This window comes from Mesorhizobium sp. BH1-1-5 (assembly GCF_020165615.1).
Classification (GTDB): domain Bacteria; phylum Pseudomonadota; class Alphaproteobacteria; order Rhizobiales; family Rhizobiaceae; genus Mesorhizobium.
On sequence record NZ_JAIUIM010000028.1, the window covers coordinates 63,094 to 82,735 of the forward strand.

Sequence of the window (19,642 nt, forward strand, 5' to 3'; positions counted from 1 at the left end):
ACGGAATAGGGTAGTCCGCGAAAATACCGGCTTTGGTCGCCGGGCGGCAAGAATGCCTCGTATGCCTCGCCCATCCGGCGCTGGCTGCGAGGCTTTTTCATTTTTGGGGCCTTGCTTGAAACGACGCATCGAGATCGGCATCCTCTATTCCCGGTCGGGCAGCTATCAGCTCGTCTCCGACGCCTGCCGGCTGGGCGCGATGCGGGCGATCGCCGACATCAGCGCCGACCGCGCCCAGAGCATCGAGCTCGTTCCGGTCGAGCGCGATCCGCAAAGCAACGCCGACCGTTACGCGACGCTCTGCGAGGACATCTTCCGCACCAGCAGCGCCCGCCATGTGATCGGCTGCATCACCTCCTGGAGCCGCAAGGAGACGATCCCCGTGCTGGAGAAGGCGGGCGGCATGCTTTGGTATGCCTGCCCGTACGAAGGCTTCGAGGCCAACGAGCATGTCGTCTACATGCATGCCTGCCCCAACCAGCATCTGGTGCCGTTGATGGCCCATGTCGCGCCGCGTTTCGGCGCCAACGGCTTCCTGCTCGGCTCGAACTACATATGGGGCTGGGAGATGAACCGCGTCGCGCGCGACCTGATCGCCGATGCCGGCGGCAAGGTGCTCAGCGAACGCTATCTGCGCATCGGCGAGACCGACGTTTCGCGCCTCATCCACGAAATCCGCGTCACGCGGCCGAATTTCATCCTCAACAACCTGATCGGCACCTCGTCCTATGCCTTCCTCGCCGCCTATCGCGACCTGGGACGAGAGGATGCGGCCTTCAGGCCCGACACCTGCCCGGTGATTTCCTGCAACCTCACCGAGGGTGAGCTGCCCGCGATCGGCGAAACCGGCAAGGGCCATCTGTCGGCCGGACCCTATTTCGCGCCTCGCCCGGCCGCCTTCGCCTCGTCCTTCGAGGCCTCCGCCTATGCTTCCGTGCAAGTGATGGCGGACGTGCTTTCCGGCGATCCCGATGCCGGTCCCGCGGAATTCTCGAAAGCCTTCGCCGAGCGCCGCTTCGCGACCCGCCTCGGGCCGATCGCCATCGATCCGCACACCCAGCACGCGACCCTGCCGGTGCTCATCGGGCGCATCGCCGACGGCTTCTTCGAGGTGGTGAGCCGCGAGGAGGAAGTGGCGCCCGATCCCTATCTTTCGCGCTACGATCCGGCCAAGGTCTTCGGCCGTCCGCGGCTCAGGGTGGTGTCGTGAGCCGCGCCGCGCGCATCCCCAATCTCGGCGGCGCCAAGGCCTTCGTGCTGCATCGTCCGCACACCACCGTGCAGGCGATCACCCGGCAATTGTCGGCGATCGGCCTCGAGGCGGTCGAGTGCTGGCCGCATCTGCCGGCGGAAGCGCTCGCGGCGGACTTCGTCTTCTTCGACGCCGATCTCGGCTTCGACGAGCAGTTCCCGTGGAAACCCGGCGAGGCGCCGATGCCGCTGGTGGCGCTGATCGGCTCGGAGGCGCCGGGCCGCATCGAATGGGCGCTGTCGCACAACGCCGATGCGCAATTGCTGAAACCGGTAGGCACCGCCGGCGTCTACAGCGCGCTGCTCATCGCCCGGCAAAGTTTCGAGGCGCGAAAACGGCTTGCCGGCGAGATCGCGTCGCTGCGCCAGCGGGTCGGCGAGCGCCAGACCATCGTGCGCGCCGTCGCGGCCCTGTCGAAAGGCAGCGACGACGACCGCGCCTACGCGCAGCTCAGATCGCTTGCGATGAGCTGGCAGATCAGCGTCGAGGAAGCGGCCCAGCGCATCGTGGCGATGACGCAAGCAGAGGACGGCGATGACCAATCCCATCGCGCCTGACCTTCCGGCGGTCCGGATACCGGCAAAGCCGCGCGCCGGCGTCTGGCGCCGGCTGGTCAGGCGGCCGCTGGCGCTGCTCGGGCTGATCATCGTCGCCCTCGTGCTCGCCGGCGCCATCCTCGCGCCATGGCTGACCGGCTACGATCCCAACGAGCAGATGTTCGACGGCCTGACGCTCGAAGGCTCGCCGCTGCCGCCGAACGCCAAGTTCTGGCTGGGCACCGACCTGCTCGGCCGCGACCTGCTGACCCGTATCCTGTTCGGCGCCCGCACCTCGCTGATCATCGGCATCGTCGCCAATGGCGTGGCGCTTTTCATCGGTACTCTGGTCGGCGTCACCGCGGGCTATTTCCGCGGCTGGATCGGCAGCGCGCTGATGCGCTTCACCGACCTGATGATGGCCTTCCCGGCGCTGCTTTTGGCTATCTGCCTGGCAGCGGTGTTCGAGCCGAGCCTCTGGATCGTCGCCATGGTCATCGCCCTGGTCAATTGGGTGCAGACCGCGCGCGTCATCTACACCGAAACCTCGTCGCTGTCGGAGCGCGAGTTCATCGATGCCGAGCGCACGATAGGGGCGAGCGCGCCGCGGATTCTTATCCGCCACATCCTGCCGCATCTCCTGCCGACCATCATCGTCTGGGGCACGCTCGGCATCTCGACCACGGTGCTGCTCGAAGCCACGCTCAGCTATCTCGGCATCGGCGTGCAGCCGCCGACGGCCTCCTGGGGCAACATCATCTTCGAAAACCAGACCTATTTCCAGGCGGCGCCCTGGTTGGTGTTCTTCCCGGGCGCCGCGATCCTGGCGCTGGCGCTGGCCTTCAACCTGATCGGCGACGCGCTGCGCGACATCCTCGATCCGACGCAAAGAGGCCGGGAATGATGGAGGGCCGGTCATGATCGCCTATCTCGGCCGCCGGCTGATCCAGTCGCTGCTCATCCTGCTCGGCGTCTCGCTGATCACCTTCGCGCTGCTCTATCTGCTCCCCGCGGACCCGGTGCGCCAGATCGCCGGGCGCAGCGCCACGCCCGAAACGGTGGAGAACATCCGCCGCCAGCTCGGCCTCGACCAGCCCTTCATCGTCCAGTACTGGCACTATCTTGCAAGGCTGCTCGGCGGCGATCTCGGCCGCTCCTATATCCAGCGCTCGGAAGTCACCGAGCTCATCGTCTCGCGTCTGCCGGCGAGCCTGCTTTTGATGGTCGGCGCCATCCTGTGCGAGCTGGCGATCGGCCTCACCATGGGGCTGATCGCCGCCGTCAGGCGCGGCACCGCCACCGACCAGACCTTGATGGTCGCCTCCTTCGTCGGCGTCTCGGCGCCGCAATTCGTCGTCGGCCTGCTCCTGCTCTACGTCTTCGCCGTCCGGCTCGGCTGGTTCCCGATCGGCGGCTACGGCAGCTGGCGCCACCTCGTGCTGCCCTCGCTGACTATGGGCATACTCGGCGCCGGCTGGTACGCGCGCATGATGCGCTCGTCGATGATCGACGTGCTGCGCCAGGACTATATGCGCACCGCCCGCGCCAAGGGCCTGGCGCGCGGCGCCATCCTGTTTCGCCATGCGCTGCCCAACGCCATCCTGCCGGTCGTCGCCATGATCGGCATCGACGTCGGCGTCTTCATGGGCGGCATCGTGGTGGTCGAAAGCGTGTTCGGCTGGCCCGGCATCGGCCAGCTCGCCTGGCAGGCCATCCAGCGCGTCGACATCCCGATCATCATGGGCGTCACCCTGGTCTCAGCCTTCGCCATCGTGCTCGGCAACCTGCTGGCCGACATCATCGCGCCCTTCATCGACCCCCGCATCAAACTGAGATGACAACGACAACAACCAGAGAAAGGGAACACTGACATGAGACGATTTCTGGCATCCACCGTGGCGGCGTCGGCGCTTGCGCTGATGCTCGGCATGGCAAGTGCGCGCGCCGACGACGCGGTCGACCCGAACATCAAGCAGGGCGGCGCCATCACCATCACCTACAAGGACGACGTCGCCACGCTCGATCCGGCGATCGGCTACGACTGGCAGAACTGGTCGATGATCAAGAGCCTGTTCGACGGGTTGATGGACTATGAGCCGGGCACCACCAAGCTCAAGCCCGACCTCGCCGAGAGCTACGAGATCTCGCCGGACGGCAAGACCTTCACCTTCAAGCTGCGCCATGGCGTCAAGTTCCACAACGGCCGCGAGATGACCGCGGACGACGTCAAATATTCGCTCGACCGCGTCACCAACCCGAAGACGCAGAGCCCGGGCGCGGGTTTCTTCGGCTCGATCAAGGGCTATGACGATGTCGCCGCCGGCAAGGCACAGAGCCTCTCCGGCGTCACCGTGGTCGATCCCTACACGATCAAGTTCGAGCTGGTCCGGCCGGACGCCACCTTCCTGCATGTCATGGCGATCAACTTCTCGCATGTCGTGCCGAAGGAGGAGGTCGAGAAATACGGCGCCGACTTCGGCAAGCATCCGGTCGGCACCGGCGCCTTCAAGCTCGCCGAGTGGACGCTTGGCCAACGCATCGTCTTCGAGCGCAATGCCGACTACTGGCACAAGGGCCTGCCGCATCTCGACAAGATCACCTTCGAGATCGGCCAAGAGCCGATCGTGGCGCTGCTGCGCCTGCAGAAGGGCGAGATCGACGTGCCCGGCGACGGCATTCCGCCGGCCAAGTTCCAGGAGGTGATGAGCGATCCCGAGCAGAAGGCGCGCGTCGTGGTGGGCGGACAACTGCACACCGGCTACATCACCATGAACACCACCATGGCGCCCTTCGACAACGTCAAGGTGCGCCAGGCCGTCAACATGGCGATCAACAAGGACCGCATCGTCCAGATGATCAACAACCGCGCGGTGCCGGCCAACCAGCCGCTGCCGCCCTCGATGCCCGGCTATGACAAGGCGTTCAAGGGCTACGCCTATGACGTCGCCAAGGCCAAGGCCCTGCTTGCCGAGGCCGGCCATCCCGACGGCTTCGAGACGCAGCTCTTCGCCATGAACACCGATCCCAATCCGCGCATCGCCCAGGCGATCCAGCAGGACCTGGCGGCAATCGGCATCAAGGCCAGCATCCAGTCGCTCGCGCAGGCCAATGTCATTGCCGCCGGCGGCGACAAGGCCGGCGCGCCGATGATCTGGTCGGGCGGTATGGCCTGGATCGCCGACTTCCCGGATCCCTCCAATTTCTACGGCCCGATCCTCGGCTGCGCCGGCGCGGTGCCGGGCGGCTGGAACTGGTCGTGGTATTGCAATAAGGACCTCGACGCCAAGGCCGCCGAGGCGGATTCCGTCGTCGATCCGGCCAAGTCCGCCGATCGCGAGAAGATGTGGAGCGCGATCTACGACAAGATCATGGAGGACGCGCCCTGGGCGCCGGTCTTCAACGAACAGCGCTTCACGCTGAAGTCAGCCCGTATGGGCGGCGCCGACAATCTCTATGTCGACCCGGTCCATATCCCGATCAACTACGACAATGTGTATGTGAAAGATGTGCAGTAACTGCGATTACACCATCCACGGGCGCCATCACCATTTCGGCTGGGACAATTCCTTTGCCCCGGTCGAGCGGGTGGCGCCCGGTTCGACCATCGAGTTCCAGTGCTTGGATTCGTCGGGTGGCCAGCTCAAACCCGACAGCACGGTCGCCGACGCCGCCAAGCTCGACTTCGCCAAGGTCAATCCGGTGACCGGACCGATCTTCGTCGAGGGCGCCGAGCCGGGTGACGCGCTTAAGGTGACGATCGAGATGTTCAAACCGTCCGGCTTCGGCTGGACGGCGAACATCCCGGGCTTCGGCCTGCTTGCCGACGACTTCAAGGAACCGGCGCTCAACATCTGGAAATACGACGCCGCCTCGCTCGAGCCGGCGCTGTTCGGCAAGAACGCGCGCGTTCCGCTGAAGCCGTTCGCCGGTACCATCGGCAACGCGCCGGCTGAGATGGGCCACCACTCCGTGGTGCCGCCGCGGCGTGTCGGCGGCAATCTCGACATCCGCGACCTTGCCGCCGGCACCACGCTCTATCTGCCGGTGGAGGTGTCGGGCGCGCTGTTTTCGGTCGGCGACACCCATGCCGCGCAGGGCGACGGCGAGGTCTGCGGCACGGCGATCGAAAGCCCGATGGACGTCGTGCTCAAGCTCGACCTGGTGAAGGACGCGCGGCTGAAGACGCCGCGTTTCACCACGCCGGGCCCGGTGACGCGGCATCTCGATGCCAAGGGCTATGAGGTGACGACGGGCATCGGGCCCGACCTGATGACCGGGGCCAGGGATGCCGTCAGCCAGATGGTCGACCTGCTTGCCGGCCGCTACAAGCTCGACCCGGTCGATGCCTACATGCTGGTCTCGGTCTGCGGCGATCTCAGGATCAGCGAGATCGTCGACATGCCGAACTGGGTGGTGTCGTTCTACTTCCCGCGCTGCGTCTTCGAATGAGCGCAGGCGTGGTCGACGAACACGCTGACGCCGCCGCAAAGGCGGCCGCGGGGCCGGTGCTCGAAATCACCGGCCTTAGCGTCGGCGTGCGCGGCGAGGACGGCGAACGCGAAGTGGTATCCGGCCTGTCGCTGTCGCTCGGACGCGGTGAGACGCTGTGCATCGCCGGCGAGTCCGGTTCCGGCAAATCGATGACGGCGCTGGCGATCATGCGGCTCCTGCCGCAGCCGGCCGGCCGCATCTCGGCGGGCACGATCCGGCTCTTCGACAAGGATGGCAGCGCCGTCGAGCTGACGGCGCTCGACGAGCGGCGCATGCGCGGCATTCGCGGCGACCGCATCGCCATGATCTTCCAGGAGCCGATGACCTCGCTCAATCCGGTGCTGTCGATCGGCCGGCAGCTCACCGAATCGATCGAGGCGCATACCGGCCTTTCCCACGCCGAGGCGCAGCGGCGCGCCGTCGAGGCGCTGAAGGCGGTTCGCATTTCCGAGGCCGAAAGCCGGCTGAAACAGTTTCCGCACGAATTGTCGGGCGGCATGCGCCAGCGGGTCATGATCGCCATGGCGCTGGCGCTCGAGCCCGACGTGCTGATCGCCGACGAGCCGACGACGGCGCTCGACGTGACGGTCCAGGGCGAGGTGCTGGAGCTGCTGCGCGACCTGCAGCGCCAGCACGGCACCAGCGTCATCCTGATCACCCACGACATGGGCGTCGTCGCCGAAATGGCCGATCGCGTCATCGTCATGCGCAATGGCCGCATGGTCGAGGAAGGCACGACCGCCGATATCTTCACCAGGCCGCAGGCGGCCTACACGCAGGAGCTCCTCGCGGCGGTTCCACGCATCGGCTCTGGCGTGGGGCGGCGCGCTTCCGCCGAGCCCGATCCGGCAACGCGGGACAAGGTGGCGGTCGTGAACGATCTCCATGTCCGCTTCGATCTGCGTGGCGGTTTCTTCGGCCGCGTCAACCGGCGGGTGCACGCGGTCGAGGGCGTCAGCTTCTCGATCGCGCCCAACGAGACGCTGGCGCTGGTCGGCGAATCCGGTTGCGGCAAGTCCACCACCGCCAAGGCGCTTGCCGGCCTCGTGCCCTATACCGGCGCGGTGAAGATCGGCGGCCGCGAGCTCTCCGGGCTTGGCGGCGACGCGCGCAAGGCCGTGCGGCGCGACGTGCAGATGGTCTTCCAGGATCCGTATGCCTCGCTCGACCCGCGCATGCGCGTCGGCGATCTGGTGGCCGAGCCGCTGCTCATCCACGGCATCGGCTCAAGGCAGGAGCGCCGGAGCCAGGTGGCTGCCTTGTTCGAGCGGGTCGGCCTCTCGGCGGCACAGATGGAGCTCTATCCGCATGAATTCTCCGGCGGCCAACGCCAGCGTATCTGCATCGCCCGCGCGCTGGCGCTCAAGCCGAAGCTGATCATCGCCGACGAGAGCGTGTCGGCGCTCGACGTCTCGGTGCAAGCGCGGGTGCTCGATCTCCTGAAGGAGCTGCAGCGCGAGTTCGGCGTCGCCTATCTGTTCATCTCGCATGACATGGCCGTGGTCGAGAACATCTCGGACCGCGTCGCCGTCATGTATCTCGGCCAGATCGTCGAGATCGGCAGCCGCGACCAGGTCTTTTCCAACCCGCGCCATCCCTACACGCGGCGGCTGATCGAGGCGGTGCCGGTTCCCGATCCATCGCGGCGCCGGCCGCGCTTTGCCCGCCTCGACCGCGAAATTCCAAGCTCGACCCGGCGGATCGGCGAAAGCGTGCCGAAACTGGTCCTCAAGGATTTCGGCGGCGGACATCTCGCCGCCATCGCGGACTGATACGGACCTCCATTCAGCTTGAGATTTGATTTGGCCCGCGGGGCGGCGATCTGTCCGTTTCGGGATACGCCCGAATGATGATAAAGCCCGGGGCAGCCACTCATCTGTTTCGGGATTCCAATGCCGGCCCTTACACGCCGCAAACTCCTGCAGGGCGCCGCGGCCACGGGCGCGGCCGGCATCGGCCTCTCGGCCGCCGGCAAGTTTGCCGGCTGGGCGGCGCCGAAGCCGGAGCCGCTGATCCTGAAGACGGCGAGCACCGAGGCGCAGTTGATGGACGGTGCGCCGACGAAGAATGTGCTGACCTATGGTGAGGCCGGCATGCCGCCGGTGGTCAGGATGAGGAAGGGCGAGCCGTTCGCCGCCCGGTTGATCAACGGCATTGACGATCCGACGACCATCCACTGGCATGGCATCCGCGTCCCCAACAAGATGGACGGCGTGCCGTTCCTGGTGCAGCCCTATGTCTATCAGGGTGACCGTTTCGACTACGCGTTTTCGCCGCCCGACGCCGGCACGTTCTGGTACCACCCGCATTGCAACACGCTGATCCAGATGGGCCACGGCCTGACCGGCGTGATCGTGGTCGAGAACCCGAACGATCCGGTCTTCGATGTCGAGATGGTTGTCAACCTGCGCGACTGGCGGCTCGGCGACGATGGCCAGTTCATCGAGCCGTTCAGGCCGCGCGACGCGGCCAAGGCCGGCACCTTCGGCACGGTGCGCACCGCCAACTGGCTCGACCAGCCCCAATTCGACGCGCCGGCCGGCGGGCTGGTGCGGCTTAGGGTGGCCATCACCGACGTCACCCGCATCTATGCCTTCCGCGTCGACGGCGCCGAGGCGACGGTCATCGCGCTTGACGGCAACCCGGTGCCGCAACGGTTCACGCCGGATGCCCTGCAGCTGGGACCCGGCCAGCGGCTGGAGCTTGCCATCCGCATGCCCGACGAGGAAGGCGCGATCGTCAGCCTGCGCGACGTCAGGGGCACCAAGCCCAAGATCCTGGCGACGCTGCGCTCGGTCGGCAAATCGCTCAGGCGCGATCTGCGCGATCTCGGCCCACTCGAACCCAATCCCGTGGCGGAGGTGGACCTTGGCAGCGCCAAGCACATTCCGCTGGCGCTCAGCGCCACGGCGGAAAACGTCGCGGCCGACAGCATCTGCGGCTCGCTCGGCTACAGTTTCTGGGCGATCAACAAGGTGCCGTGGCCCGGCGACACGCCCGACCTGACCGCGCCGCTCGCCGAGCTGAAGCTCGGCCGAAGCTACATCATCGATATGGAGAACCTCACCCCGCACGCGCACCCGATCCATTTGCACGGCATGAGCTTCAAGGTCCTGTCGTCATCGACCAGGGTCGTCCAGCCGCTGGTCTCCGACACCTATCTGGTCCAGCCCAATGAGAAGGTCCAGCTCGGCTTCGTCGCCGACAATCCCGGCGACTGGCTGCTGCATTGCCATATCATCGAGCATCAGAAGACGGGCATGACGAGCTATCTGCGGGTGGTGTGAGCGCCCCATCACAACATTTTCGTGAGTGGCTTTGCGGGTTGACGCTGCCGCTCGATTGCCTAAGTAGCCAATCGGGCAGGCCGGGCGACACGCAACTCCAATCGGCGGCATGACATCTTCGCGCATTCGAAAACTTGCCCTTCTTGCGGCAGGCATTCCCATCCTGTGTCATCCCCGACGATACGTCGCGGCTCGCGAAGGAGGACGTCACCGCTGCCGCGGCCCGCAAGGAGTTGGTCGGACTGAGCGAAGCCGACATTCGCATGGGCGCAGGCTTTCCGAGCGCAACGGCCGATGTGGGTTCATCCGGTCAGATCTGGACCTACCAGCGCACCGTGCAACGCGGCAATCTCAGTATCGCGGTGCCGACGATGGCAGTGGGTGCAATTCCTGCTGTCGGCGGGTCGGTCAATGTCGCTCCCGGCGGCTATTGCAATACGCAGATACGCATGCTGGACGGCCATGTCGCAGAGGTGGCCTATGCCGGCGACAATAACCTGCCGAACAGCCGCGATGCGCTGTGTGTCAGCACGGTGGACGCCTGCGTGGCTTACGCGCGCCAACACCGCTCCAGCGCGCCGGCAGTCTCCAGGTAAGCGGAATCGACTGAGCCGCCCAGGAGCGAAGCTGCCTACCGCAACCGGGACACCTCTGCCCCGCATCCTGGTTTATGGCGAGTACTGGCGCTGTGCCCCTGCGTCGTGCCGCTCCTACCTCTTCAGCGCGATGCTGATGCCGCTGAGATCGGCGTTGACCTGCAGGCCGACCTGCCGGCCGGTGAGCTCGAGCTGGGCGCCCTTGTCATTGCTCATGACGATCACCTGTGCGCCTCTGCCCAGCGCGCCGCCGCCGCCGGCCGCGCCGTAGACGCCCGTCACATCGCTGGCGCGGCGGATGTGGCGCACCCTGCCCTGGAAATAGGTCTTGGACGCGCCGAAGGCGAAGCCGCCCGAGACGCCGCCAACCGAGATCGGATAGCGTTTGCCGTGGAAGGTCAGCGTGCCCTCGCCGCCGGAGCCGCCGATGAAGAAGGCCGCCTTGTAGACGGAAAAGCGGATCGTGCCGCTGTCGGCATGCGCGGCGCTGGCGATGCTCACGCCCGCGGCGGCGATTGCCGCGACCGCGACGGAACGGAACCTGGACGAAATCTGCATGGTGGGAAACTCCTCAAGCATCGCCGCTTACCCAGCCGGCCGGGGCATATCAGCTTCAAAAGTATAGCTGAACCGTCTTGCCCCGCCATTGGTTCCAAGCACGCGGCCCGAAATCAAGCGGTCACGAAATGGCGAGCGGGGAGGCAAAAGCCGACGAGAAGTAAAGGCTTGTGCTGGCTGGTGGAGCTGAGGGGGATCGAACCCCTGACCTCATCATTGCGAACGATGCGCTCTCCCAGCTGAGCTACAGCCCCGTTCCAGCGGATCGGCTTGTATCGGTCGCGGCCGTTTGATGTCAAGGCGAAACGATGGCCTGACGCCATGCGCCCAGCCGGCGGGCCTTGCCCACTCGCCAAGCCCGCGGGCCTTGCCCGCACGCCTGGCAATGGCTACATGTCGGCGACAATTTGGAGACCGGCATGATCGCCCTTATTCAGACCATCGTCATGGCGCTTGATATCTACTGGTGGATCATCATCGCCTCGGCGATCTTTTCCTGGCTCTACGCCTTCAATGTCGTCAACTCGCGCAACCAGTTCGTCGGCACCATTGGCAACATGCTCTATCGGCTGACCGAGCCGGCATTGCGGCCGATACGCCGCTTCATGCCCGATCTTGGCGGCATCGACATTTCGCCGATCATCCTGCTGCTGATCCTTTTCTTCATCCGGCAGTTCCTGGTCACCACCGTCTGGTCCTGGGTCGTGACCGGCGGCTGATGAGCGCGTCGTTCCGGCTGCGCGAGAACGGCATCGACCTCTTCGTGCGGCTGACGCCGAATGCGGCGCTCGACCGGATCGACGGCGTCGAGACCACCGACGACGGACGCAGTCACCTTAAAGCCCGCGTGCGCGCCGTGCCGGAGAACGGCGCCGCCAATACGGCGCTGGAACGGATGATGGCCAAGGCGCTGGGTGTGTCGGCGTCTGCCGTTTCGGTGGTCGTCGGCGGCACCTCGCGGCTGAAGACGCTGCGGGTCGTGGGGGATGGGGCTGAGTTGGTGAAGCGGATTCAGACGCTCAGCAAATAACGCTGGCGGCGCCCCCTCACCCGGCCGCTACGCGGCCACCTTCTCCCCCCGGGGGAGAAGAGGAAGGTTGGCGCCGGCGCCAACCTGCTCCTCTCCCCTCGGGGAGAGGTCGGATTGTCCCGAATTGCTCTTCGCAATTCGGTTGGCAATCCGGGTGAGGGTGAGTCTTCAAAATCTCTCAATCCCCCAGCGGCAGCTTCGGATCGTCGACCTTCAGCGTGTTCACGCTCTGCTTGATGCGGCGCAGGTTCTCCAGCACTTTCGGCCCGCGCGATTCCGCCACCGTGGTGGCGATCATGTCGAGGATGGCGAGCAGCGCGTAGCGCGACGAGGTCGGCTTGTAGATGTTGCCGTCCTCGACGGACTGCAGAAGGATGACCGTGTCGGCGACCTTGGCCAGGGCTGAATCCGGCGCGGTGATGGCGACGGTCGCGGCGCCATATTGCTGCGCGACCTCGACCGCCTCGATCACCGAGCGCGCATAGCCCGACACCGAGAAGGCGACCAACGTCGTTTCCGGCGTGGCGACGGCGGCATACATGCGCTGCAGCTGGCCGTCGATCTGGGCGAGCGCCGACAGCCCGAGCCGGAACAGCCGGTTCTGCATCTCGGTCGCCATCATCGAGGAAATGCCGCCGGAGCCGATGCAGAGCACATTGCCGGAGCTTGCAATCCGGGCGGCGACATCCATCAGCGTCGTCATGTCGAGATTTTCGCTGGCGCGCTGGATGGCGGCGATCGCCGCCTCGGTGATGGCCGACGCAATGCGCTGCTCGCGCGCGTCGCGGCTGAGCGGCTCCGGCGACAGATACTGGCCGCCGATGGCGATCGCCTGCGCCAGGTAGAACTTGAAATCGCGCAGTCCCTCGCAGCCGAGATTGCGGCAGAAGCGGGTGACGGTCGGCTCGCTGACGCCGACGCGCGCGGCGATCTCCGAAATGGCGGCCTTGGAGGCGAAATCGAGATCGGAAAGCACGAGACCAGCCAGTCGGCGGTCCGACTTGGTGCCGTCCTGCGACATCAATTGCAGGCGGGTGATGATGTCGGCCGGGCTCTTCATCTCATCATCTCAGAGCGGCAGGCCCGTCGCCTTGTCGAACAGGTGGATGTTGCGCGGGTCGACGCTCACCGGCAGCCGGTCGCCGGGCTTTACCTGCACCCGGTCGCGGAACACGGCGCGCACCGTGTCGTCGCCGACTGAGCCATAGACATGCGTTTCCGAACCGGTCGGCTCGACGACGTCGACCTTGATGGCGATGGCATCGTCGCCAGCGCCGACCACGAAATGCTCGGGCCGGATACCGATCTCGACCGTATCGCTGCCGGGTGCGGCCTTGCCGGCGAGCGCCAGGCGGCCGCCGCTGCTGGTCTCGAACCAGGATCTGCTGTCGGCGGTCTTCAGCGCGCCCGAGACAAAACTCATCGAAGGCGAGCCGATGAAACCGGCGACGAATTTGTTGGCCGGCCGGTCATAGAGCTCCAGCGGCTGCCCGACCTGCTGGATGCGGCCGCGGTCCATCACCACGATGCGGTCGGCCATGGTCATCGCCTCGATCTGGTCGTGGGTGACGTAGACGATGGTCGATTTCAGCCGCTGGTGCAGCGCCTTGATCTCGGTGCGCATCTGCACGCGCAGCTGCGCGTCGAGATTGGAAAGCGGCTCGTCGAACAGGAACACCGAAGGCTCGCGCACGATGGCGCGGCCCATGGCGACGCGCTGGCGCTGGCCGCCTGACAATTCCCTCGGGTAGCGGTCGAGATAGGAGAAGAGGTTGAGCACGCCCGACGCCTTCTTGACCTTGTCGTCGATCGCGGCGCGGCTCTCGCCGCGGATCTTCGGGCCGAAGCCGATATTCTCGGCGGCCTTCAGATGCGGGAACAGCGCGTAGGACTGGAACACCATGGCGATGTTGCGCTTCTGCGGCGGCAGCTCGTTGGCGCGGGCGCCGCCGATGACGAGATCGCCGGAGGTGATCATCTCCAGCCCGGCGAGCATGCGCAGCAAGGTGGACTTGCCGCAGCCGGACGGGCCTACCAGCACGACGAACTCGCCGCTTTTGATGTCGAGGTTAATGTCCTCGAGGATTTTGTGCTGGCCGAAGGATTTCGACAGGTTGCGGAACTGGACGTCGGTCATGGTCACGCTCCCAATATGTCGTCGATGAAAGGCAGGTAGCCGGCTGTCAGCCCGGCATCCACGGGCACAACAGCGCCAGTTATGCCGGAAGCGCGCTCCGAGGCAAGGAAAGCCACCGCCTCCGCCACTTCCAATGCATTGACGATGCGGCCGAGCGGATAGAGCCGCTGTAGCCGGCCGAGGATCTCGGGGTCCTTGGCCAGGCGATGGTCCCAGGCGGCGGTGCGGATCGAGCCTGGGCAGACGACATTGGCGCGCAATCCGCTGCGGCCAAGCTCGACGGCGATCGATTTGGCGTAGGCGTTGATGCCGGCCTTGGCCGCGGCATAGGCCGGATTGCCGAAATGCGCGATGGCATTGACCGAAGAGATGAAGACGACGCTGCCCGAACCGCGCCCCGCCATCGCCTTGATCAACGGATCGGCGAATGTCATCACGCCGGTCAGATTGAGGTCGAGCTCCTGTTCGATCTTCTCCGTCGTCAGCGCCTTCAACGTCTCGGCGCGTGTCCAGCCGGCATTGTTGATCAGGATGTCGGGAACGCCGTCCCTGTCGAGCAAAGCGGGGATCGCCGCCTCGATCGACGCCCGGTCGAGCAGGTTGAAGACGTGGCGCGAGGCGATATGCGGGCTGGCCAGCGCCTCCGTCGACTGGTCGCAGCCGACGACGCGCGCGCCGCGCCCGGCCATGAGCTCGACGATCGCCGAACCAAGGCCGCCGCCGGCGCCGGTGACGACAACAGTCTTGCCTTCGAACTCGGCTTTCGAACCCACCTTGCCCGCTCCTCCGTCCCTCATTCTAAGCCGGCAGGCTAGCCAAGCAAATGTAATTAAGCAACATGATAATCCGCTTGCATGGCGTGAAATGATGGATAATGTAGGAAAGTCACATAAATCCTGCGCCCATAAGGGCCAGGCGCCAACGTGCATCAATGGGAGAGATCAGATGAGCCTTGCGAAATGGACTGCCGGCCTGTTGGCCGGAATGAGCATGCTGGCTTTTGCGGCACCTGCCGATGCCGGCGAGGTGCGCGTCACCGTCGCCGAATACAGCGCCAAGACCGGCCCCTATTTCGAGGAAGTGAAGAAGGAATTCGAGGCGGCCAATCCCGGCATCACGATCAAGTATGAAGTGGTGCCGTGGGATGTGCTCTTGCAGAAGCTCACCACCGACATCACCGCCGGCACCAATGCGGACCTGTCGATCATCGGCACGCGCTGGCTGATCGACTTCGTCCAGCAGGACGTCGCCGAGCCGCTCGACAGCTACATCAAGCCCGAGTTCAAGGACCGCTTCATCGACACCTTCCTGCAACCCTCGATCATGGACGGCAAGACCTACGGCCTGCCGATCGCAGCCTCGGCGCGCGCCATGTATTACAACAAGGAACTGTTCGAGAAAGCCGGCATCGCCAAGCCGCCGGCAACCTGGACCGAGCTGCAGGAAGACGCCCGCAAGATCAAGGCCATTGGCGCCTTCGGCTTCGGCCTGCAGGGCAAGGAGATCGAGACCGACGTCTACTACTACTATGCGATGTGGTCGCAGGGCACCGAGATCCTCAACAAGGACGGCACCTCCGGCCTGAGCACGCCCGGCGCGCTCGAAGCCGCCAAGCTCTACAAGTCGATGATCGACGAGGGCCTGACGGAACCGGGCGTCACCTCCAACAACCGCGAGGACGTGCAGAACCTGTTCAAGCAGGGCAAGGTCGGCATGATGATCACCGCGCCCTTCCTGTCGAACCAGATCAAGGAAGAAGCGCCGAACCTGAAATACGGCGTCGCCGCCATCCCCGCCGGCCCGACCGGCGCGCGCGGCACCTATGGCGTCACCGATTCGATCATCATGTTCAAGAACTCCAAGAACAAGGACGAGGCCTGGAAGCTGCTCGACTTCCTGTTCACCAAGGAGCAGCGCGCCAAGTTCACGCAAGGCGAAGGCTTCCTGCCGGTGAACAAGGAAGAGGCGAAGATGGACTATTACGTCAACAACGCCGACCTCGCCGCCTTCACCGCGCTGCTGCCCGACGCCCGCTTCGCGCCGGTCATCCCGGGCTGGGAAGAGATCGCCCAGATCACCTCGGATGCCATGCAGAAGATCTATCTCGGCAGCGCCAAGCCGGAAGACGCCTTGAAGGACGCGGCAGCCAAGGCCGACGCCGTGCTGAAGAAGAAATAAGGGCGTATCTCCCTGCGCCCGTGGCGCGCTCCACCCCGTCGGAGCGCGCCACCCCTTTCCCGGTATCGGCAATCCGGAAAGCGCATGGCGGTTTCGCGCCGGACAAGCCGCAGCCGGATTGAGCCAAGCCGGCAAATCGGCGAAAACTCGTCCGCAAGTCCCATCCACCGCAACACGGTGCCATCCAGCCGATGCAAAGCCGGATCCTGCCCTATCTGCTGACGCTGCCCAGCCTGCTCCTGGCGGCTGTGGTGATCTTCTGGCCGGTCTGGGACCTGGTGCAGATCTCGACGCATGATGTCAGCCGCTTCGGCCAGTTGCGCGGCTTCACCGGCTTCGCCAATTTCACCGAGTTGTTCGCCGACCCGGATTTCGTCGCGGCACTCTGGCGCACCGGGCTGTGGACCGTGCTGGTCGTCGGCGGCGCGTTGCTCCTGTCGATCCCGGTGGCAATGATCCTCAACATGGATTTTTATGGCCGTGGCCTCGCCCGCGTCATCATCATGCTGCCCTGGGCGGTGTCGCTGACCATGACCGCGGTGGTCTGGCGCTGGGCGCTCAACGGCGAAAGCGGCATGCTGAATTCGGCGCTGATGAAGCTTGGCCTGATCAGCCAGAACATCCAGTGGCTGGCCAGCGCCGAGACCGCCTTCCCGATGCAGGTGCTGATCGGCATATTGGTGACGGTGCCCTTCACCACCACGATCTTCCTCGGCGGCCTCTCCTCGATCCCCGACGATCTCTATGAGGCGGCCGCGCTCGAGGGCGCGACGCCCATGCAGCAGTTCCGCGAGATCACCTTTCCGCTCCTGAAACCCTTCATCAACATCGCGATCGTGCTCAACACCATCTACGTCTTCAACTCCTTCCCGATCATCTGGGTGATGACGCAGGGCGGGCCGGCGAACTCGACCGACATTCTGGTGACGCATCTCTACAAGCTCGCCTTCCGCATCGGCAAACTGGGCGAGGCATCCGCCGTGTCGCTGGTGATGTTCGCGATCCTGCTCGTCTTCACCATGATCTATGTGCGCCTCGCCATGCGGGAGCAGCGCGCATGAACAGCAAGCTCAAACGCACCGTCATCGCCTGGCTGCTGCTGGCCCCGTTGATCGTGGTGACGATCTTCCCCTTCGCCGTCATGTTCCTCACCGCCGTCAAGCCGCGCACCGAGGTGCTGACGCCGACCTGGTGGCCGAGCGAATTCCGCTGGTCGAATTTTTCGGACATGTGGGTGGCGACCGGTTTTGGCCGGGCGCTGCTCAACTCGCTCTATGTTTCGGCGCTGGCGACGATCGGCGCGATCCTGATCTCGGTGCCGGCGGCCTACGCCATGTCGCGCTTCCGTTTTGCGGGCTATGGCGCGTTCCGCCAGTTCCTTTTGATCTCGCAGATGATCTCGCCGATCGTGCTGGTGCTCGGCCTGTTCAGGCTGATGGCCGCCTGGGGGCTGGTCGAGAGCACCACCGCGCTCGGTTTCATCTACATGGCCTTCAACGTCGCCTTCACGGTGTGGATGCTGCAGAGCTATTTCGACACCATCCCGCGCGACCTCGAGGAGGCGGCCTGGATGGAAGGCGCCGGCCGTTGGCTGACTTTGCGCAAAGTCTTCCTGCCGCTCTGCCTGCCGGCGATCGCGGTGACGGCGATCTTCACCTTCATCAATGCCTGGAACGAATTCGTCGTCGCGCTCACCATGCTGCGCAGCCAGGAAAGCTACACACTGCCGATCCAGGTTTTCTCGCTGGTCGCCGGCCGCTATACGATCGAATGGCACCATGTCATGGCAGCCACGCTGCTGGCGACCCTGCCGGTCGCGATCCTCTTCATCTGGCTGCAGCGCTATCTGGTGCGCGGACTGGCGCTCGGAGCCGTTAAATAACAATCCCAGCAATTCCAGGAAAAGTGTGCAGCGGTTTTCCGTCCCGAATTGCGAAAACAAAGAGTCCTTACGGAGCGTTCATGCGCATCTTCACCGCCTCGCTGGCGACGGAAACCAACACCTTCTCGCCGGTGCCGACCGACCGGGCCTCGTTCGAGATGGCGTTTTATGCCGGCCCCGGAAAACATCCGGAGACGCCGACGCTTTGCTCCTCGCCGATCGTGGCGCTGCGCAGGCGTTCGGCAGACGAGAATCTGACCGTGATCGAGGGCACCGCCACCTGGGCCGAGCCCGGCGGCCTGGTGCAGCGGCAGACCTACGAGGCGCTGCGCGACGAGATCCTCGACCAGCTCGAGGCCGCCTTGCCGGTCGATGCGGTGATCCTGGGATTGCACGGCGCCATGGTGGCGCAAGGCTATGACGATTGCGAAGGGGATCTGCTGGAGCGCGTCCGCGCCATCGTCGGCCCCAAGGTCGTGATCGCCTCGGAATTCGATCCGCACAGCCACCTGACACCGAAGCGGGTCGCGGCCTGCGATGTCATGGCCTATTTCCTCGAATTCCCGCACACCGATTTCTACGAGCGCGGCGAGCATGTCGTCGAGCTCGGCCTTGCCGCGGCGCGCGGCGAGATCAAGCCGGTGATCTCGACCTTCGACTGCCGCATGATCCAGGTGCTGCCGACCAGCCGCGAGCCGATGCGCTCCTTCGTCGACAGGATCAAGGCGCTGCACGGCAAGGACGGCGTGCTGTCGGTCTCGGTCATCCACGGTTTCATGGCCGCCGACGTGCCGGAAATGGGCACCCGCATCCTGGTCGTCACCGACAACGACAAGGCGAAAGGCGATGCGCTGGCGGAAAAGCTCGGGCGCGAGCTTTACGCCATGCGCGAGAAGACGGCGATGACGATGCTGTCGGCCTCCGCCGGCATCGATCAAGCGCTTGCCGTGCGGGCGACGCGCAAGGAGAAGCCGGTGGTCATCGCCGACATATGGGACAATCCCGGCGGCGGCGTGCCGGGCGACGGCACGATCGTGCTGCGCGAGCTGCTCGAGCGCGGCGTGAACAAGGTCGGCGTGGCCACGATCTGGGACCCGATCGCCGTGACCTTCTGCCATGCGGCCGGCGAGGGCGCGGTCATCGACCTGCGCTTCGGTGGCAAGGCCGGCCCTCAGGCCGGCGAGCCGATCGATGCGCGTGTCACGGTGCTGAAGGCAGTCAGCGAAGGTTGGCAGAGTTTCGGGCCGAGCCGGGTGACATTGGGACCGTCAGCGGTGGTGCGCATCGAAGGCACCGAGGTCGACGTCATCTTGAACACGAACCGCACCCAGACCTTCGAGCCGGATGTCTTCTCCAACATCGGCATCGATCCGCTGTCGAAAGACGTCCTCCTGATCAAGTCGACCAACCATTTCTACGCCGGCTTCGCGCCGATCGCGGCGGAAATCATCTATGTCGCGGCGCCGAGTTCCTATCCGAGCAATCCGGCGAAGACGAATTATCGGAAGCTGACGCGGCCGATATGGCCACGGGTGGCTGATCCGTGGCGCGGGTAATCTCCCCCCTTGAGGGGGAGATGTCGCCGAAGGCGACAGAGGGGTCGCCTCAACTGCCGCGACGCCCCCGCGGCGGCAAGGAAGGAGGCCGGCGCTCCACACGCGAGAACCCCCTCTGGCCGCTTTGCGGCCATCTCCC

Annotated in this window: 19 protein-coding genes and 1 tRNA gene; 15 read left to right on the forward strand and 5 right to left on the reverse strand. The window is 65.3% G+C overall.

Annotation, left to right across the window (positions count from 1 at the left end):
* The first annotated feature begins 115 nt into the window (after positions 1–115).
* The 9 genes from LB572_RS28385 (at position 116) to LB572_RS28425 (ending at position 10,162) form a co-directional block, all read left to right on the forward strand.
* Positions 116–1,210, forward strand: coding sequence for a transporter substrate-binding protein (locus LB572_RS28385; RefSeq protein WP_224670088.1), 1,095 nt, complete (start codon positions 116–118; stop codon positions 1,208–1,210).
* Positions 1,207–1,809, forward strand: a complete 603-nt coding sequence (locus LB572_RS28390) for an ANTAR domain-containing response regulator (protein WP_140805673.1) — start codon at positions 1,207–1,209, stop codon at positions 1,807–1,809. The genes LB572_RS28385 and LB572_RS28390 overlap by 4 nt, the downstream gene beginning before the upstream one ends.
* The gene (locus LB572_RS28395; RefSeq protein WP_224670089.1) at positions 1,787–2,692 is read left to right on the forward strand and encodes an ABC transporter permease; all 906 of its coding nucleotides are present in this window, start codon (positions 1,787–1,789) and stop codon (positions 2,690–2,692) included. The genes LB572_RS28390 and LB572_RS28395 overlap by 23 nt, the downstream gene beginning before the upstream one ends.
* 13 nt (positions 2,693–2,705) lie before the next feature.
* On the forward strand, positions 2,706–3,626 hold the full coding sequence (locus tag LB572_RS28400; protein ID WP_140805677.1) for an ABC transporter permease: 921 nt from the start codon (positions 2,706–2,708) through the stop codon (positions 3,624–3,626).
* Between the two features lie 33 nt (positions 3,627–3,659).
* Entirely contained in the window at positions 3,660–5,303 is a 1,644-nt protein-coding gene (locus LB572_RS28405) for an ABC transporter substrate-binding protein (protein ID WP_140805679.1), read from the forward strand.
* Entirely contained in the window at positions 5,293–6,237 is a 945-nt protein-coding gene (locus LB572_RS28410; protein ID WP_224670090.1) for an acetamidase/formamidase family protein, read from the forward strand. The genes LB572_RS28405 and LB572_RS28410 overlap by 11 nt, the downstream gene beginning before the upstream one ends.
* Complete coding sequence (locus LB572_RS28415; protein WP_412033601.1) at positions 6,234–8,051, forward strand: ABC transporter ATP-binding protein; 1,818 nt, start codon at positions 6,234–6,236, stop codon at positions 8,049–8,051. The genes LB572_RS28410 and LB572_RS28415 overlap by 4 nt, the downstream gene beginning before the upstream one ends.
* Before the next feature lie 120 nt (positions 8,052–8,171).
* Entirely contained in the window at positions 8,172–9,566 is a 1,395-nt protein-coding gene (locus LB572_RS28420) for a multicopper oxidase family protein (RefSeq protein WP_224670092.1), read from the forward strand.
* Between the two features lie 143 nt (positions 9,567–9,709).
* A complete protein-coding gene (locus tag LB572_RS28425) occupies positions 9,710–10,162 on the forward strand; it encodes a hypothetical protein (RefSeq protein WP_224670093.1) in 453 nt (150 codons plus the stop codon).
* 114 nt (positions 10,163–10,276) lie between these two features.
* Here the strand turns inward: LB572_RS28425 and LB572_RS28430 are convergent, their stop codons facing one another.
* Both LB572_RS28430 and LB572_RS28435 read right to left on the reverse strand, forming a co-directional pair.
* Positions 10,277–10,720: a hypothetical protein gene (locus LB572_RS28430; RefSeq protein ID WP_140805689.1), complete on the reverse strand. Its 444-nt coding sequence runs from the start codon at positions 10,718–10,720 to the stop codon at positions 10,277–10,279.
* A 178-nt stretch (positions 10,721–10,898) separates the two neighbouring features.
* Positions 10,899–10,974, reverse strand: a tRNA-Ala gene (locus LB572_RS28435).
* Between the two features lie 165 nt (positions 10,975–11,139).
* Here LB572_RS28435 and LB572_RS28440 point away from each other — a divergent pair.
* Both LB572_RS28440 and LB572_RS28445 read left to right on the forward strand, forming a co-directional pair.
* Positions 11,140–11,439, forward strand: a complete 300-nt coding sequence (locus tag LB572_RS28440; protein ID WP_140805691.1) for a YggT family protein — start codon at positions 11,140–11,142, stop codon at positions 11,437–11,439.
* Positions 11,439–11,750, forward strand: a complete 312-nt coding sequence (locus tag LB572_RS28445) for a DUF167 family protein (protein ID WP_224670094.1) — start codon at positions 11,439–11,441, stop codon at positions 11,748–11,750. The genes LB572_RS28440 and LB572_RS28445 overlap by 1 nt, the downstream gene beginning before the upstream one ends.
* A 178-nt stretch (positions 11,751–11,928) precedes the next feature.
* On the opposite strand, the gene LB572_RS28450 is transcribed toward LB572_RS28445, so the two are convergent.
* The 3 genes from LB572_RS28450 to LB572_RS28460 are packed head-to-tail and all read right to left on the reverse strand — an operon-like array spanning position 11,929 to position 14,660.
* The gene (locus LB572_RS28450) at positions 11,929–12,810 is read right to left on the reverse strand and encodes a MurR/RpiR family transcriptional regulator (RefSeq protein ID WP_140805694.1); all 882 of its coding nucleotides are present in this window, start codon (positions 12,808–12,810) and stop codon (positions 11,929–11,931) included.
* 9 nt (positions 12,811–12,819) lie between these two features.
* Positions 12,820–13,887 (reverse strand): ABC transporter ATP-binding protein, encoded by a 1,068-nt coding sequence (locus LB572_RS28455; protein WP_224670095.1) that lies wholly within the window; start codon positions 13,885–13,887, stop codon positions 12,820–12,822.
* Between the two features lie 2 nt (positions 13,888–13,889).
* Positions 13,890–14,660 (reverse strand): SDR family NAD(P)-dependent oxidoreductase, encoded by a 771-nt coding sequence (locus LB572_RS28460; protein WP_224670096.1) that lies wholly within the window; start codon positions 14,658–14,660, stop codon positions 13,890–13,892.
* Positions 14,661–14,832: 172 nt separating this feature from the next.
* Between LB572_RS28460 and LB572_RS28465 the strand changes: the two genes are divergently transcribed.
* The 4 genes from LB572_RS28465 to LB572_RS28480 all read left to right on the forward strand — a co-directional run bounded on the left by LB572_RS28465 (position 14,833) and on the right by LB572_RS28480 (position 19,503).
* Positions 14,833–16,065, forward strand: a complete 1,233-nt coding sequence (locus tag LB572_RS28465; protein ID WP_224670097.1) for an ABC transporter substrate-binding protein — start codon at positions 14,833–14,835, stop codon at positions 16,063–16,065.
* Positions 16,066–16,256: 191 nt separating this feature from the next.
* Complete coding sequence (locus LB572_RS28470; RefSeq protein ID WP_140805698.1) at positions 16,257–17,126, forward strand: carbohydrate ABC transporter permease; 870 nt, start codon at positions 16,257–16,259, stop codon at positions 17,124–17,126.
* Positions 17,123–17,947: a carbohydrate ABC transporter permease gene (locus LB572_RS28475; protein WP_140805699.1), complete on the forward strand. Its 825-nt coding sequence runs from the start codon at positions 17,123–17,125 to the stop codon at positions 17,945–17,947. Before LB572_RS28470 ends, LB572_RS28475 begins: the two co-directional genes overlap by 4 nt.
* 80 nt (positions 17,948–18,027) lie before the next feature.
* The gene (locus LB572_RS28480; RefSeq protein WP_140805700.1) at positions 18,028–19,503 is read left to right on the forward strand and encodes a M81 family metallopeptidase; all 1,476 of its coding nucleotides are present in this window, start codon (positions 18,028–18,030) and stop codon (positions 19,501–19,503) included.
* The last annotated feature ends 139 nt before the right edge of the window (positions 19,504–19,642 follow it).